This is a genomic window from Streptomyces sp. NPDC107654, from assembly GCF_055639035.1.
Map to the genome: position 1 here is coordinate 414,671 of NZ_JBVKBI010000004.1, position 12,725 is coordinate 427,395.

General features: G+C 71.2%; 13 protein-coding genes. 7 read left to right on the top strand and 6 right to left on the bottom strand.

Annotated elements, in window-relative coordinates:
- Window positions 1-76: 76 nt before the first annotated feature.
- Window positions 77-535, top strand: coding sequence for a sec-independent translocase (locus tag ACZ7N4_RS10170; protein WP_471355940.1), 459 nt, complete (start codon window positions 77-79; stop codon window positions 533-535).
- A 250-nt stretch (window positions 536-785) separates the two neighbouring features.
- Window positions 786-1,451, top strand: a complete 666-nt coding sequence (locus ACZ7N4_RS10175; protein WP_467926620.1) for a hypothetical protein — start codon at window positions 786-788, stop codon at window positions 1,449-1,451.
- A 219-nt stretch (window positions 1,452-1,670) separates the two neighbouring features.
- On the opposite strand, the gene ACZ7N4_RS10180 is transcribed toward ACZ7N4_RS10175, so the two are convergent.
- From ACZ7N4_RS10180 to ACZ7N4_RS10190, 3 genes are read right to left on the bottom strand one after another with little or no spacing between them, the layout of a single operon-like run.
- Window positions 1,671-2,804: an Mrp/NBP35 family ATP-binding protein gene (locus ACZ7N4_RS10180; protein ID WP_471355945.1), complete on the bottom strand. Its 1,134-nt coding sequence runs from the start codon at window positions 2,802-2,804 to the stop codon at window positions 1,671-1,673.
- 43 nt (window positions 2,805-2,847) lie between these two features.
- Window positions 2,848-3,462 carry a DUF1003 domain-containing protein gene (locus tag ACZ7N4_RS10185; protein ID WP_471355947.1) on the bottom strand — a complete coding sequence of 205 codons (615 nt, stop codon included), beginning with the start codon at window positions 3,460-3,462 and terminating at the stop codon, window positions 2,848-2,850.
- Complete coding sequence (locus tag ACZ7N4_RS10190; protein ID WP_471355950.1) at window positions 3,452-4,753, bottom strand: magnesium transporter MgtE N-terminal domain-containing protein; 1,302 nt, start codon at window positions 4,751-4,753, stop codon at window positions 3,452-3,454. The genes ACZ7N4_RS10185 and ACZ7N4_RS10190 overlap by 11 nt, the downstream gene beginning before the upstream one ends.
- A gap of 190 nt (window positions 4,754-4,943) precedes the next feature.
- On the opposite strand from ACZ7N4_RS10190, the gene ACZ7N4_RS10195 reads away from it, so the two are divergent.
- The gene (locus ACZ7N4_RS10195) at window positions 4,944-5,684 is read left to right on the top strand and encodes a hypothetical protein (protein ID WP_471355952.1); all 741 of its coding nucleotides are present in this window, start codon (window positions 4,944-4,946) and stop codon (window positions 5,682-5,684) included.
- A 292-nt stretch (window positions 5,685-5,976) separates the two neighbouring features.
- Here the strand turns inward: ACZ7N4_RS10195 and ACZ7N4_RS10200 are convergent, their stop codons facing one another.
- Window positions 5,977-6,492, bottom strand: a complete 516-nt coding sequence (locus tag ACZ7N4_RS10200; protein ID WP_471355954.1) for a hypothetical protein — start codon at window positions 6,490-6,492, stop codon at window positions 5,977-5,979.
- A gap of 33 nt (window positions 6,493-6,525) precedes the next feature.
- A complete protein-coding gene (locus ACZ7N4_RS10205) occupies window positions 6,526-7,647 on the bottom strand; it encodes a magnesium and cobalt transport protein CorA (protein ID WP_471355957.1) in 1,122 nt (373 codons plus the stop codon).
- 458 nt (window positions 7,648-8,105) lie between these two features.
- Between ACZ7N4_RS10205 and ACZ7N4_RS10210 the strand changes: the two genes are divergently transcribed.
- Window positions 8,106-8,690, top strand: a complete 585-nt coding sequence (locus tag ACZ7N4_RS10210; protein WP_471355960.1) for a suppressor of fused domain protein — start codon at window positions 8,106-8,108, stop codon at window positions 8,688-8,690.
- Between the two features lie 99 nt (window positions 8,691-8,789).
- On the opposite strand, the gene ACZ7N4_RS10215 is transcribed toward ACZ7N4_RS10210, so the two are convergent.
- Window positions 8,790-10,052: an MFS transporter gene (locus tag ACZ7N4_RS10215; RefSeq protein ID WP_471355963.1), complete on the bottom strand. Its 1,263-nt coding sequence runs from the start codon at window positions 10,050-10,052 to the stop codon at window positions 8,790-8,792.
- Window positions 10,053-10,247: 195 nt separating this feature from the next.
- Here ACZ7N4_RS10215 and ACZ7N4_RS10220 point away from each other — a divergent pair, with 195 nt between their 5' ends.
- The 3 genes from ACZ7N4_RS10220 (at window position 10,248) to ACZ7N4_RS10230 (ending at window position 12,680) form a co-directional block, all read left to right on the top strand.
- Window positions 10,248-10,889 carry a DUF6758 family protein gene (locus tag ACZ7N4_RS10220; RefSeq protein WP_471355966.1) on the top strand — a complete coding sequence of 214 codons (642 nt, stop codon included), beginning with the start codon at window positions 10,248-10,250 and terminating at the stop codon, window positions 10,887-10,889.
- 189 nt (window positions 10,890-11,078) lie between these two features.
- Complete coding sequence (locus ACZ7N4_RS10225) at window positions 11,079-11,936, top strand: PHP domain-containing protein (protein WP_471355969.1); 858 nt, start codon at window positions 11,079-11,081, stop codon at window positions 11,934-11,936.
- Window positions 11,937-12,074: 138 nt separating this feature from the next.
- Window positions 12,075-12,680: a MarC family protein gene (locus ACZ7N4_RS10230; RefSeq protein WP_471355972.1), complete on the top strand. Its 606-nt coding sequence runs from the start codon at window positions 12,075-12,077 to the stop codon at window positions 12,678-12,680.
- Window positions 12,681-12,725 lie beyond the last annotated feature (45 nt).

The following is a 12,725-nucleotide window of genomic DNA, read 5'->3' on the forward strand; positions in this document are numbered from 1 at the left end:
TCACCTCGGGACGGTACCGGTCGGACAGGAACGCCGGGTACCGTTGAGCGACCGAGGACATCGCAAGGAGCGTCAGGTGTTCAATGACATAGGACCACTGGAGCTGGTGACCATCATCGTGCTCGCCGTGCTCGTCTTCGGTCCGGACAAGCTCCCCAAGGTCATCCAGGACGTGACGCGCACGATCCGGAAGATCCGCGAGTTCTCGGAGAGCGCGAAGCAGGACATCCGTAGCGAACTGGGTCCCGAGTTCAAGGACTTCGAGTTCGAGGACCTCAACCCCAAGACGTTCATCCGCAAGCAGCTGGACAACGACGATCTGGGGCTGAAGGAGATCCGCAACGGATTCGACCTGAAGAAGGAGATGGCGGAGGTCACGGAGGCGGTCCGCGACGGCGGCGCGTCCTCCTCGTCCTCCTCGTCCTCCTCGTCCTCCTTGCCCTCCTCGTCGTCCGGCGGCGGGCGTGTCGACATGACCAAGAAGCCCGAGACGCCCGACGACGACCGCCCGCCCTTCGACGCGGACGCGACATAGGCGCTCCCGACGGCGCCCCTCCCCGCCGACACGCGCACGCGCGCGCACGCCGCGCACGTGACGCGTTTCATACCGCGCACCCGTCGCGCACGGCCTGAACAGGCCGTGCGCGCGACCCACGCATCCAGCGCCTGCCCTGCTGCTCTCAGCGGTGTGGATATGCTGCCGAGTTGTTGTGCGGACCGGACACGTACGCCCGAAGGGGGGCGGGCCACCCCGGTCCGACGAGAGCGAGGAGGCGTCCGGGCAGATGGAGACGACAAGTCGGGTGGGCGCGCAGGCGCCGGCCGCGGAGGGCGGACAGCAACTCCCCTCCGCCCGGCGTACGGTCGACGGTTACCTGCGGGCGCCCTTCCCGTGGTACGGGCTCGACGAGGCGTTCACGGGCCCGCGCTGGCTGATGCAGGTCGGCACGGCGGCCGACGGCGCCGTCGAGCACGGGTCGATCGGGCACGGTGACGAGCCCTCGGTGCGGGGCGAGTCCGGCACCGCCGGTGAGCCTCGGGAGAAGTTCGCGGTCGTGGTGACCGTCGCCGCACAGCCGTCCCGGCGCAGCGCCGACGGCACGGGACTGCTGGAGGCGACCTCGGTGTCCTCGGCGGCATGGCTGGCCGGGGTCGGGCTGCTGTCGTTCACCTGGCCCGGCCAGATGGACCACAGCCTGCGGGACGACTGGCTGGAGCAGCAGACCGAGACGGCGTGGGCGCTCGCCGACGATCTCGACGGACCCGAGTGGTCCAGACTCAGCCTCCCGGTGGACGGGGTCGCCGCCTCGTTCCACTACCGGGAGTCCGAGTACGGCTGGGTACTGGCCGGCACGACCGAGGCGGGGGTGCACCTGGGCGCGTACGGGCGGGGGATGAGCGCGTACGGGCTGGGCTTCGCCGCGATCAAGGACATCGCCGCCTACGCCTGACCGGCGCCCTCAGGGACCGCCGCGGCTGTGCGGCGGTCCCGGGGCGGTCCGCCGCCCGCCGAGGGAACGGCTGCTCGTCGCGCAGCGTCTCGGTGCCCGTCCGGACGCCCCCTGGACGGATTTCCGGAGCACGCGGACGCGCGTGAGGCGCCGTCCACGGAAGACGGCGCCTCTGCGTCGTAGCAAGCGGGAAGCGGGAAGTCGCGGGAACCGGGGTTCTCAGAACTTGTTCTTCGGCGTGATCCCCAGCGACAGCCCCGACAGCCCCCGCTGCCGCCCGCCCAGCTTGCCGGCGATCGCGCGCAGCGCGGAGCCCGCCGGGGAGTCCGGGTCGGTCAGGACCACCGGCTTGCCCTCGTCGCCGCCCTCGCGGAGGCGGACGTCGATCGGGATGTTGCCGAGGACCGGGACCGTCGCGCCCGTGGTGCGGGTGAGGCCGTCGGCGACCAGCTGCCCGCCGCCCGTGCCGAAGACGTCGACCATCTCGCCGCAGTGCGGGCAGGGCAGGCCGGACATGTTCTCGACCACGCCGACGATCTTCTGGTGGGTCTGGACCGCGATGGACCCGGCGCGCTCGGCGACCTCGGCCGCCGCCTGCTGCGGGGTCGTCACGACCAGGATCTCGGCGTTCGGGACCAGCTGGGCCACGGAGATGGCGATGTCACCCGTGCCGGGCGGGAGGTCCAGCAGGAGGACGTCGAGGTCACCCCAGTAGACGTCGGCGAGGAACTGCTGGAGCGCGCGGTGCAGCATCGGGCCGCGCCAGACGACCGGCGCGTTGCCCGGGGTGAACATGCCGATGGAGATGACCTTCACGCCGTTCGCGGACGGCGGCATGATCATGTTCTCGACCTGGGTGGGCCGGCCGTCGGCGCCCAGCATGCGCGGCACGCTGTGGCCGTAGATGTCGGCGTCCACGACACCGACCTTCAGGCCGTCGGCGGCCATCGCCGCCGCCAGGTTCACCGTCACCGAGGACTTGCCGACGCCGCCCTTGCCGGAGGCGACCGCGTAGACCCGGGTGAGGTTGCCCGGCTTGGCGAAGGGGACCTCGCGCTCGGCCTGGCCGCCGCGCAGGGCCGCCGCCAGCTCCTTGCGCTGCTCGTCGCTCATCACGTCCAGCGTGACGTCGACGCGGGTCACGCCGTCGACCCGGGAGACCGCCTCGGTGACGCGCCGCGTGATGGTGTCGCGCATCGGGCAGCCGGACACCGTCAGGTAGACGGTGACGGCGACCGCTCCGTCCGCGCCGATCTCCACCGATTTGACCATCCCGAGTTCGGTGATCGGGCGGTTGATCTCGGGGTCGTTCACCGTCGCCAGTGCCTCGCGCACCGCGTCTTCCGTAGCCATAAGGACGATGGTACGGCGCGCCGAGGGGGGTCCGGGATGCCCCTCAGCGGTCGTCTGTGTCACGTCCCGGCGGATGTTCTGCCCGTTCCGCCGGGAATACGACGTGGCCGGGGTGCCCGTCGTGACGGCGGCGCTCCTCCAGCTCCTTGACCAGGTCCTGCAGTTCCGAGCGGATCCAGTCGCGGGTGGCCACCTCGCCCAGTCCCGTGCGCAGCGCGGCGACCTCCCGGGTCAGGTACTCCGTGTCGGCGATGGACCGCTCGTTCTGCTTGCGGTCCTGCTCCAGGTTGACCCGGTCCCGGTCGTCCTGCCTGTTCTGCGCGAGCAGGATCAGCGGGGCCGCGTAGGACGCCTGGAGGGACAGCATCAGGGTGAGGAAGATGAAGGGGTACTCGTCGAAGCGCAGGTGGCGGGGCGCGGCGACGTTCCACACCACCCACATGATGATGACGATCGTCATCCAGACGATGAAGCGTCCCGTCCCCAGGAACCGGGCGATCTTCTCCGACAGCCGGCCGAAGGCCTCCGGGTCCCACTCGGGCAGGAACCGGTGGCGCGGCGGACGCGGCTGGTCCAGCCGGGCGGCCCGGGGCCGCCCGGCGGCCGTGGCACCCGCCGGATGACGTTCGCGGGTCGCGGTCTCGCGCTCAGGAGCCATGCGTGGCCGCCCCCTCTCCGTGGTCGAGCCCCTCTTCCAGGTGGAACTCCGTCTCCCGCCAGTCGTCGGGGAGCATGTGGTCCAGTACGTCGTCCACGGTCACCGCGCCGAGCAGCGACCCGGACTCGTCCACGACGGGCGCCGCCACCATGTCGTACGTGGCGAAGAACCCGGCGATGATCGGCAGGGACGCGTCCGGGGACAGGGGTTGCAGATCGTCGTCCACCAGCGAGCTGACCAGCGTGTACGGAGGGTCGCGCAGCAGCCGCTGGAAGTGGACGGTGCCCAGGTACTTGCCGGTCGGGGTCTCGTCGGGCGGGCGGCAGACGTAGACCTGGGCGGCGAGCGCGGGGGACAGGTCCGGGTTGCGGACCCGGGCGAGCGCGTCGGCGACGGTGGCGTCGGGCCGCAGCACGATGGGCTCCGTCGTCATCAGACCGCCGGCGGTGTGCTCCTCGTACGACATCAGACGGCGCATGTCGGCGGCGTCGGCGGGCTGCATCAGGCTCAGCAGCCGCTCCTTGTCCTCCTCCGGGAGCTCGGCGAGCAGGTCGGCCGCGTCGTCCGGGTCCATCGCCTCCAGCACGTCCGCCGCGCGCTCCTCCTTCAGCTTGCCGAGGATCTCGATCTGGTCGTCCTCCGGCAGCTCCTCCAGTACGTCGGCGAGCCGGTCGTCGTCCAGGGCGGCGGCCACCTCCGCGCGCCGCTTCGGGGAGAGGTGGTGCAGGACGTTGGCGAGGTCGGCGGGGCGCAGCTGTTCGAAGGTGGCGAGCAGGCTCTCGGCGCCCTGTCCGTGCTCCTCCAGGGAGAACCCGGTGACGGCCGACCACTCGGCGGTCAGCGTCTCGCCCTTCGCCCGCCGGAAGGCGCCGCCCTTCCTGCCCTTGCGGACGAAGACACGGTCGACCTCCCAGTCCCGGCGGGCGGGCAGCTGCTGCACGGACACGTCGAGGACGGTGACCTCCTCGCCGGTCTCCATGAGGGTCACGCGCCGGTCCAGCAGCTCGCCGAAGACCAGCCGCTCGGTGGGCCGCTGCTCGAAGCGCCGGACGTTGACCACGCCGGTGGTGATGACCTGGCCGGACTCGATGCCGGTGACCCGGGTCATGGGCAGGAAGATGCGCCGCCGGGTGGACAGTTCGACGACCAGCCCGAGGACGCGCGGGGGCTTGCGGCCCACGCGCAGCATGACGACCAGATCGCGTACGCGGCCCACCTGGTCGCCGGCCGGATCGAAGACGGGGACCCCGGCGAGGTGCGAGACGAAGATCCGGGGGGCGCCGGCTGCCATGACTGTGCTTCCTTTGCGTGGGGATCGTGTGAGTTGCTCAGATATGCCCGCACGGGTGCGCTTCAGGCTAGCCCGTCCTGTTCCGATACGCCCTGGTGGGCGGTCCGGACGGACTGGCTCCGCCGGGCGGGCGAGGCACCGGTACCCTGCGGTACGCCGCTCAGGAACCGTCAGAAAGGCGACCCCACCTGTGACTGCGATTCCCCCGGGCCGTAGCCGCCGGACCGCGCTGGTGACCGCGAGCTGCGCGCTGGCCGTGACGGGAGCGATGGTGCTGTCGGGGTGCGGCGGTGACGACCCGGACGCGGGGACCAACGGGGTGGGCAAGCTGCCCGCCGCGAGGATCCAGGCGAAGACCCGGGCCGCGGCGGACGCGGCCTCCGCCGTACGGCTCTCCGGGACCGTGGTCACCAGCGGCCGTACGTACCGGCTGGACATGCAGCTCAAGGCCGACGGCGGCACCGGGTCGGTGACCTCCGGGGGATCGACGTTCAAGCTGCTGCGGCTCGGACGGGAGCTGTACCTCAAGGCCGACGCGGGCTTCTGGAACCACGCCGACGGCAGCGACGGCGCCACCGGCAAGCTGGACGGCAAGTATGTGAAGGTGCCGCAGGGCGATCCCGCGTACAAGAAGTTCAGCGGCTTCACGGACAAGGACGTCCTCCTCGATGGTCTGCTGACGCTGCACGGCACGCTGGCGACGGAGGGCCACCACGACGAGGCGGGTACCCGCACGATCCGCATCACCGGCGACGACGGCTCCGGCGGCACGCTGGACGTCTCCCTCCAGGGCACTCCCTACCCCCTCCGCCTGGTCCGCGCCGGCCACGCGGGGACGCTCCGCTTCTCGGACTGGGGCAAGAGCTTCACCGTCCGGGAACCGGCCAGGTCGGACACGGTGGACTACGGCAGGCAACTGCCGACGTCGTAGCACGGCCACCGGCGAGGACGCCCGACCCGGCACGCCACCGTGGCGACGGCACCCGCGACGGCGACGGTGACGACGACGGCGGCAGCAGCGGAGCGGAAGGGCGGCGGCGGCAGCCGCAGGCGGTGACCGAGGGGCGGTCGACAAGTGTGGGGCGCCCCATGGCCGCCGCGTAAGCGCTCAGCCCGCGTGGTACGGCCCGGCGGTGCCCGGCTCCCCCCGGCCCCCGCCGCTCACGTCGCCTGCCCGCCGCTCACGGCCTCCCCGCCGCCCGCCTCACTCCCCGTCGCTCACGTCACTTCCGCTTCCGGCGCTTGAGGAGCAGCTTGTGCAGGCCCGCCGGGACCGGTGTGCGGGTGGTCGCGGGGGTCGGCACGGGGGACTCGGCGAGGTCGCCGGTGGGCAGCGGGGTCACCGGTCCCGTCGGTACCAGGCGGAGCACCCGGCACTCGCGCGCCCAGCGGGCCGGCATCCGCTCGCCGTCGGGGGCGTTCAGCCGTTTGCCCTTCAGCTCGGCGACGGCCGCCTCCCACTGCTCGGAGCCGGACGCCAGCTCGGACACGGTCACCGGGAACGTCACCAGCCGGCCCCCCTTGTCCTTGCTGCGCACGCTCACCTCGGCGGAGCCGCCGTCGGCCAGCCCCTCCAGCGGCTGCTCACCGGGACCGTCGCCGACCACGCACACCGCGCCCTCGTGCCACACGTGCCACAGCGCACGCGCGGCCGGCGCCCCGGCGCCCCTGACCCAGATCAGGCCGGACTTCTTCGAGGCCTCCTCGATGAGGGCCCGGTCGAGCAGCTCGCTTGTCATGCGCCCCAGCCTAACCAGGCCGTACCGGCCCGCTCACAGCCAGCCGTTGCGCTTCAGCGTGCGGTGGATGCCCAGACACAGGGCGACCGTGACGCCCATGATCACCGGGTAGCCGTACTTCCAGTGCAGCTCGGGCATGTGGTCGAAGTTCATGCCGTAGACGCCGCACACCATCGTCGGTACGGCGATGATGGCCGCCCACGCGGTGATCTTGCGCATGTCCTCGTTCTGTGCGACGGACGCCTGGGCGAGGTTGGCCTGGAGGATGGAGTTGAGGAGTTCGTCGAAGCCCATGACCTGCTCCTGGACCCGGGCCAGGTGGTCGGCGACGTCCCGGAAGTACTTCTGGATGTCCGGGTCGATCAGCCGCATCGGCCGCTCGCTCAGCAGCTGCATCGGCCGCAGCAGCGGAGCCACCGCTCGCTTGAACTCCAGCACCTCGCGCTTGAGTTGGTAGATCCGCGCCGAGTCCACACCGCGCGAGACCCCGCCCCTGCGGCCGGGCGAGAAGACCTCGGTCTCCACCTCGTCGATGTCGTCCTGGACCGCGTCGGCGACCGCGATGTAGCCGTCCACGACATGGTCGGCGATGGCGTGCAGCACCGCCGAGGGGCCCTTGGCGAGCAGCTCCGGGTCGTCCTGGAGGCGGTGCCGCAGGGCGCGCAGCGAGCCCTGGCCGCCGTGCCGGACGGTGATGAAGAAGTCCCGGCCGGTGAAGCACATGACCTCGCCGGTCTCCACGACCTCGCTGTTGGCGGTGAGCCGGTCGTGCTCGACGTAGTGGATGGTCTTGAAAACGGTGAAGAGGGAGTCGTCGTAGCGCTCCAGCTTCGGGCGCTGGTGGGCCTGGACCGCGTCCTCCACGGCCAGCGGGTGCAGCCCGAACTCGCTCGCGATACCGGCGAATTCGGCTTCCGTCGGCTCGTGCAGCCCGATCCACACGAAGCCGCCGTCGCGGCGCACCAGCCGCATCGCCTCGTGCGGGGTGAGCGGGCCGGCGCTCACGCGGGCGCCGTCGCGGTAGACGGCGCAGTCGACGACGGCCGAGGGCGTGCCGGGGGCGCGGGTGGTGTCGTACGACGGGCTGGTGTCCTTGCGCAGCGAGACACGGGACGACGGGCGGACCACGGCGCGCAGGTCGCGGATCATCGACATGGGCAGGCTCCTTCGCGGGCGGGCAGCGAATGCGCGCGGCAACGGGTGGAACTACCCGGAATGGGGACGTCCTGTGTGCGTACGTCCGGCACGTCCACAAAGCGGGGAGCACCGCACCGTTGCGGTGGCGACTTTCGCTGCTGATGCAGAACTGATGCGGACCAGGCAGATCAGGCAGGGCGAAACGAGGTGCTCTTCCGCACGACGATGCGCAAAGGAAGGCGGCGGCCAGCCGGTAACTACGTCAGCAGCCGGAAGAGCGAGTGGTACTGCACGGTCGACTTCGATCCATGACAGCCCCACCTCCTCCGGCCGGTCCCTCGTAAGGGAGTCTCATCGGCGTCGGGACCTGATAGCGACGCTTCGCGTGCTGCCCCGAACCACCGGCTCAGAGTACCAGCCGCCCGTACTGTCAAGGCGCCGCTTTGCCCGCTGCTGACGAGTTCTATGCTCGGCGCATGGCTGATGTTCTTCCACTGGTCGAGGCCCGGTTGACCACCGCGCTGGGCGAACCGGACGGCCGTGCCGCGGTGACCTTCCTCGGCACGGACCGCATCGAGGTGCTCCGTTTCCAGGAGGGGGACGTCGTCCGTTACGCCACCCTGGGCATGTCGCGGCACCCCATGGCGGATCCCACGGCGATGCTCGCCGACCCGGTCGAGGGCCCCCGTGCCGAACTGGTCCTGTCCGTCCGCGCGGGTCTCGCCGACACCGACAAGGTGCTCCGCCCGCTCGCCGTGCTGGCCGCGACACCCCAGGTGGAGGGGCTGGTGGTGACCCCGGGCGCCTCGCTGGACGTGGGCGGGCCGCTGTGGCCCGGCGCCCCCTTCACCTCGGTGCTGGTGGGCGAGCCGGGCGGGCTGGTGGAGGACCTGGAGCTGGACGCCCCGATGGATCCCGTACGGTTCCTGCCGCTGCTGCCGATGACCCCGAACGAGGCCGCCTGGAAGCGGGTGCACGGCGCCCAGGCCCTCCAGGAGCGCTGGCTGGCGAGCGGGACGGACCTGAGGGACCCGGCCCGCCGGTCCGTCCCGCTGGACTGACGCCCGGGTGACCGATCTCACCAACACAAGGCCGGATTCGGTCAGTTGGCGGTCGGTCGGCGGTCCGGTCGCCGGGGATCCCGTCGGCCGGCGGTCCGGTCAGTCGGCGAAGACGCCGACCCCGTCCTCGGTGGCGTGCGCCGGCTCCAGCTCCTCCGCCATGGGGGTCCCCCCTGTTCGAGCGGAGTCGAGAACTTGGGGGAGGGTGAGGGCCTTGCGCCGTACGACGACCACGAGCGCGCCCAGCACCGCCGTGACGGCCGCGACCACGAACGGGACGTGGAGGTCGGTCCACTCCTCGATCTTGGGCGCGAAGTAGGGCGCGGCGGCGGCGGCGAACCAGCGGACGAAGTTGTAGCCCGCGCTCGCCACCGGGCGCGGGGCGTCCGACACGCCGAGGGCCAGCTCGGTGTACACGGTGTTGTTCACGCCGATGAACGCGCCGGACAGGATCGTGCAGACGACGGCCGTGGTGTGGTCGCCGTAGCCGAGCACGAGCACGTCCGCGGCGAGCAGCACCAGTGAGCCGCCGAGCACCCTCAGCGAGCCGAGGCGGGCCTGCAGGCGCGGGGCCACGATCACCGAGAAGAGGGCGAGCAGCACACCCCAGGCGAAGAACACCGCGCCCGAGCGGTACGGCGTCATGTCCAGCACGAACGGGGTGAAGGCCAGCACGGTGAAGAACGTGTAGTTGTAGAAGAACGCCGAGACCGCCGCCGAGGCCGGGCCGCCGTGGCCGAGGGCCTTCAGGGGGTCCAGGACCGAAGTCCTGCGGGCCGGCTTCGGCTGCTCCTTGAGGAACACCGTGATGCACAGGAAGCCGATCGCCATCAGCGTGGCCGTGCCGAAGAAGGGGTAGCGCCAGCTGATGTTGCCGAGGACCGCGCCGAGCAGCGGGCCGCAGGCCATGCCGAGGCCGAGCGCGGACTCGTACAGCAGGATCGCCGCCGCGCTGCCCCCGGCCGCCGCGCCGACGATGACCGCGAGGGCGGTCGACACGAACAGCGCGTTGCCGAGTCCCCAGCCCGCCCGGAAGCCGACGAGCTGGCCGACCGTGTCCGACGTTCCGGCGAGGCCCGCGAAGACGACCACGAAGGCGAGGCCGAGCAGCAGGGTCTTCCGGCCGCCGATGCGGCTGGAGACGAAGCCGGTCAGCAGCATCGCGATGGCGGTGATCAGGAAGTACGAGGTGAAGAGCAGGGACACCTGGCTGGCGGTGGCGTGCAGGCCCTGGGCGATCGACGGCAGGATCGGGTCGACGAGGCCGATGCCCATGAAGGCGACGACGGAGGCGCCGGCCGTGGCCCAGACCGCCTTGGGCTGTCGCAGGAGACTTCCGGCTCCCGCCTCGAAGGGGTCCATGTGCTTCTCCCATCCTCACGTAGGGGGCTGACTGGAGATGGTTGGGTTATACACACAGTAAGTTAGGTCAGCTAATTAATGCAAGGCGCATCTATCGTGGCGCGCGCGGACCCGGCGGGGCGTATGGTCGGGTCTTCCGTCCGGACGGGTGATCGTCCTTGACGTGGGCGGGCAGGGGTAGGACCGTGGAGCCCTATGAGGGGCGAACCCAGTTGCCCGAGGTGCGGTGGCCGGGTCAGGGCTCCCGGACTCTTCGCCGATGCGTGGCAGTGCGATGTGCATGGCACGGTGTATCCGCTGCAGCCCGTGATCCCGCCCAGCGTCGAGGCGCTCAACGTCGTGGTGCACCGCACGCAGGTGCCGGTGTGGATGCCGTGGCCGCTGCCCGTCGGCTGGCTGTTCACCGGGGTGGCGTACGCCGGTGACGACCGCAGCGGCGGCCGTGCGACCGCGGTGGCCTGCTCGGGCCCCGGCCCGCTCGGAGGCCCCGGCGAGATGATCCTGATCGCCGAGGAACTGGGCGTGGGCCTGGGCGCGCGCTATGCCGGCATCGACGGCCCCGACCCCGGGTCGTACATGAACGTCGAGAAGCCACCGCAGGCCAAGGTGCTGGCCGCGGGCCGCCCGACCCCGCTCTGGCACGTCTACCGCACCCCCGACGACCGCGCCGTCTTCGCCGGCGAGGCGCTCGGGATGTGGCTGTGGGCGGTGATGTGGCCGGAGCAGTCGGGCTTGCTCATGTACGACGAACTGGTGCTGACCGATCTGCGTGACGCGGGGGCGGAGATAGACCTGGTGCCCTGTGGAGCGCTGTCGCCGCGCTTGCTCCGGCCGTGACGTCTGCCGGGGTGCCGGGTGGGCCGCGGCCGCGGCTGCCGGGTGCGTCGGGGTCGCCCGCGTGGTTCCTGGCGCCCTTCGGGTCGGCTGCCGTAGGGGGCGCTGGGTGGTTTCGGGTGTGACAGGCGGGCTGGAAAACACCGCTATCCTTAGGTGTCCCCTTCTTCCGTCGCCCCGCCTGGAGTTCGTGTGCGTATCGATCTGCACTGTCACTCCACGGCGTCCGACGGTACGGACACCCCGGCCGAGCTGGTGCGGAAGGCCTCTGTCGCGGGGCTCGACGTCATCGCGCTGACCGATCACGACACCACCCGTGGCCACGGCGAGGCGATCGCCGCGTTGCCCCAGGGGCTGACGCTGGTCACCGGTGCCGAGCTGTCGTGCCGGATCGACGGCGTGTCCCTGCACATGCTGGCCTACCTGTTCGATCCGGAGGAGCCCGCTCTGCTCGCCGAGCGCGAGCTGGTGCGCGACGACCGGGTGCCGCGGGCCAAGGGCATGGTCGCCAAGTTGAACACGCTGGGCGTGCCGGTCACCTGGGAGCAGGTCGAGCGGATCGCCGCCGGCGGCTCGGTGGGTCGCCCGCACGTCGCCTCGGCACTGGTCGAGCTGGGTGTCGTCCCGACGGTGAGCGACGCCTTCACCGAGGAGTGGCTGGCAGACGGCGGGCGGGCCTTCGTGGAGAAGCACGAGACCGACCCCTTCGAGGCGATCCGGCTGGTCAAGGCCGCGGGCGGGGTCTGCGTGTTCGCACATCCGGCCGCCGCCAAGCGCGGCCGCACCGTGCCGGAGTCCCGCATCGCGGAGATGGCCGCGGCCGGCCTCGACGGCATCGAGGTCGACCACATGGACCACGACCCCGACACCCGGGAGCGCCTGCGGGGCCTGGCTAAGGAGCTGGGGCTGCTGGTCACGGGCTCCTCGGACTACCACGGAAGCCGTAAGGCCGTGGCGCTGGGCGCGTACACGACCGACCCCGAGGTGTACGGGGAGATCACCCGGCGGGCGACGGGCGCGTTCCCGGTGCCGGGCACCGGCGGAGCCTGAGGCCCGCCCGCATCACCGCATCACCGGATCGCCGCGTCATCGGATCCGGATCACCGAGTCACCGCGCCCTCGGATCCCGATCGCCGGCTCACCACTCCTGCCCGTACATCCTCTTCCCGCAAGGCCTGTTCTTCCCCCATGTTCGACATCGCCGTCTTCGGCTCCCTGTTCCTGACCCTTTTTGTCATCATGGATCCCCCCGGGATCACCCCGATCTTCCTCGCCCTGACCGCCGGACGTCCGGCCAAGGTGCAGAGGCGGATGGCCTTCCAGGCCGTCTGCGTGGCGGGCGGGGTCATCGCCGTCTTCGGCGTCCTGGGCCACCAGATCCTCGACTACCTGCACGTGTCCGTGCCCGCGCTGATGATCGCGGGCGGACTGCTGCTCCTGCTGATCGCGCTGGACCTGCTCACCGGCAAGACCGACGAGCCCAAGCAGACCAAGGACGTCAACGTCGCGCTCGTACCGCTGGGCATGCCGCTGCTGGCGGGGCCCGGCGCGATCGTGTCCGTGATCCTGGCCGTGCAGAAGGCCGACAGCGTGTCCACGCAGATCTCGGTGTGGTCCGCGATCCTCGCGATCCACGTCGTGCTGTGGCTGGTGATGCGTTACTCGCTGCTGATCATCCGGGTCATCAAGGACGGCGGTGTCGTCCTGGTGACGCGGCTCGCGGGCATGATGCTGTCCGCGATCGCCGTGCAGCAGATCATCAACGGGGTCACTCAGGTGATCCGGGGGAGCTGAGCCGACGACGGCTCGGCACCCCCGGAAAGCTTGAGTGACGCGTGC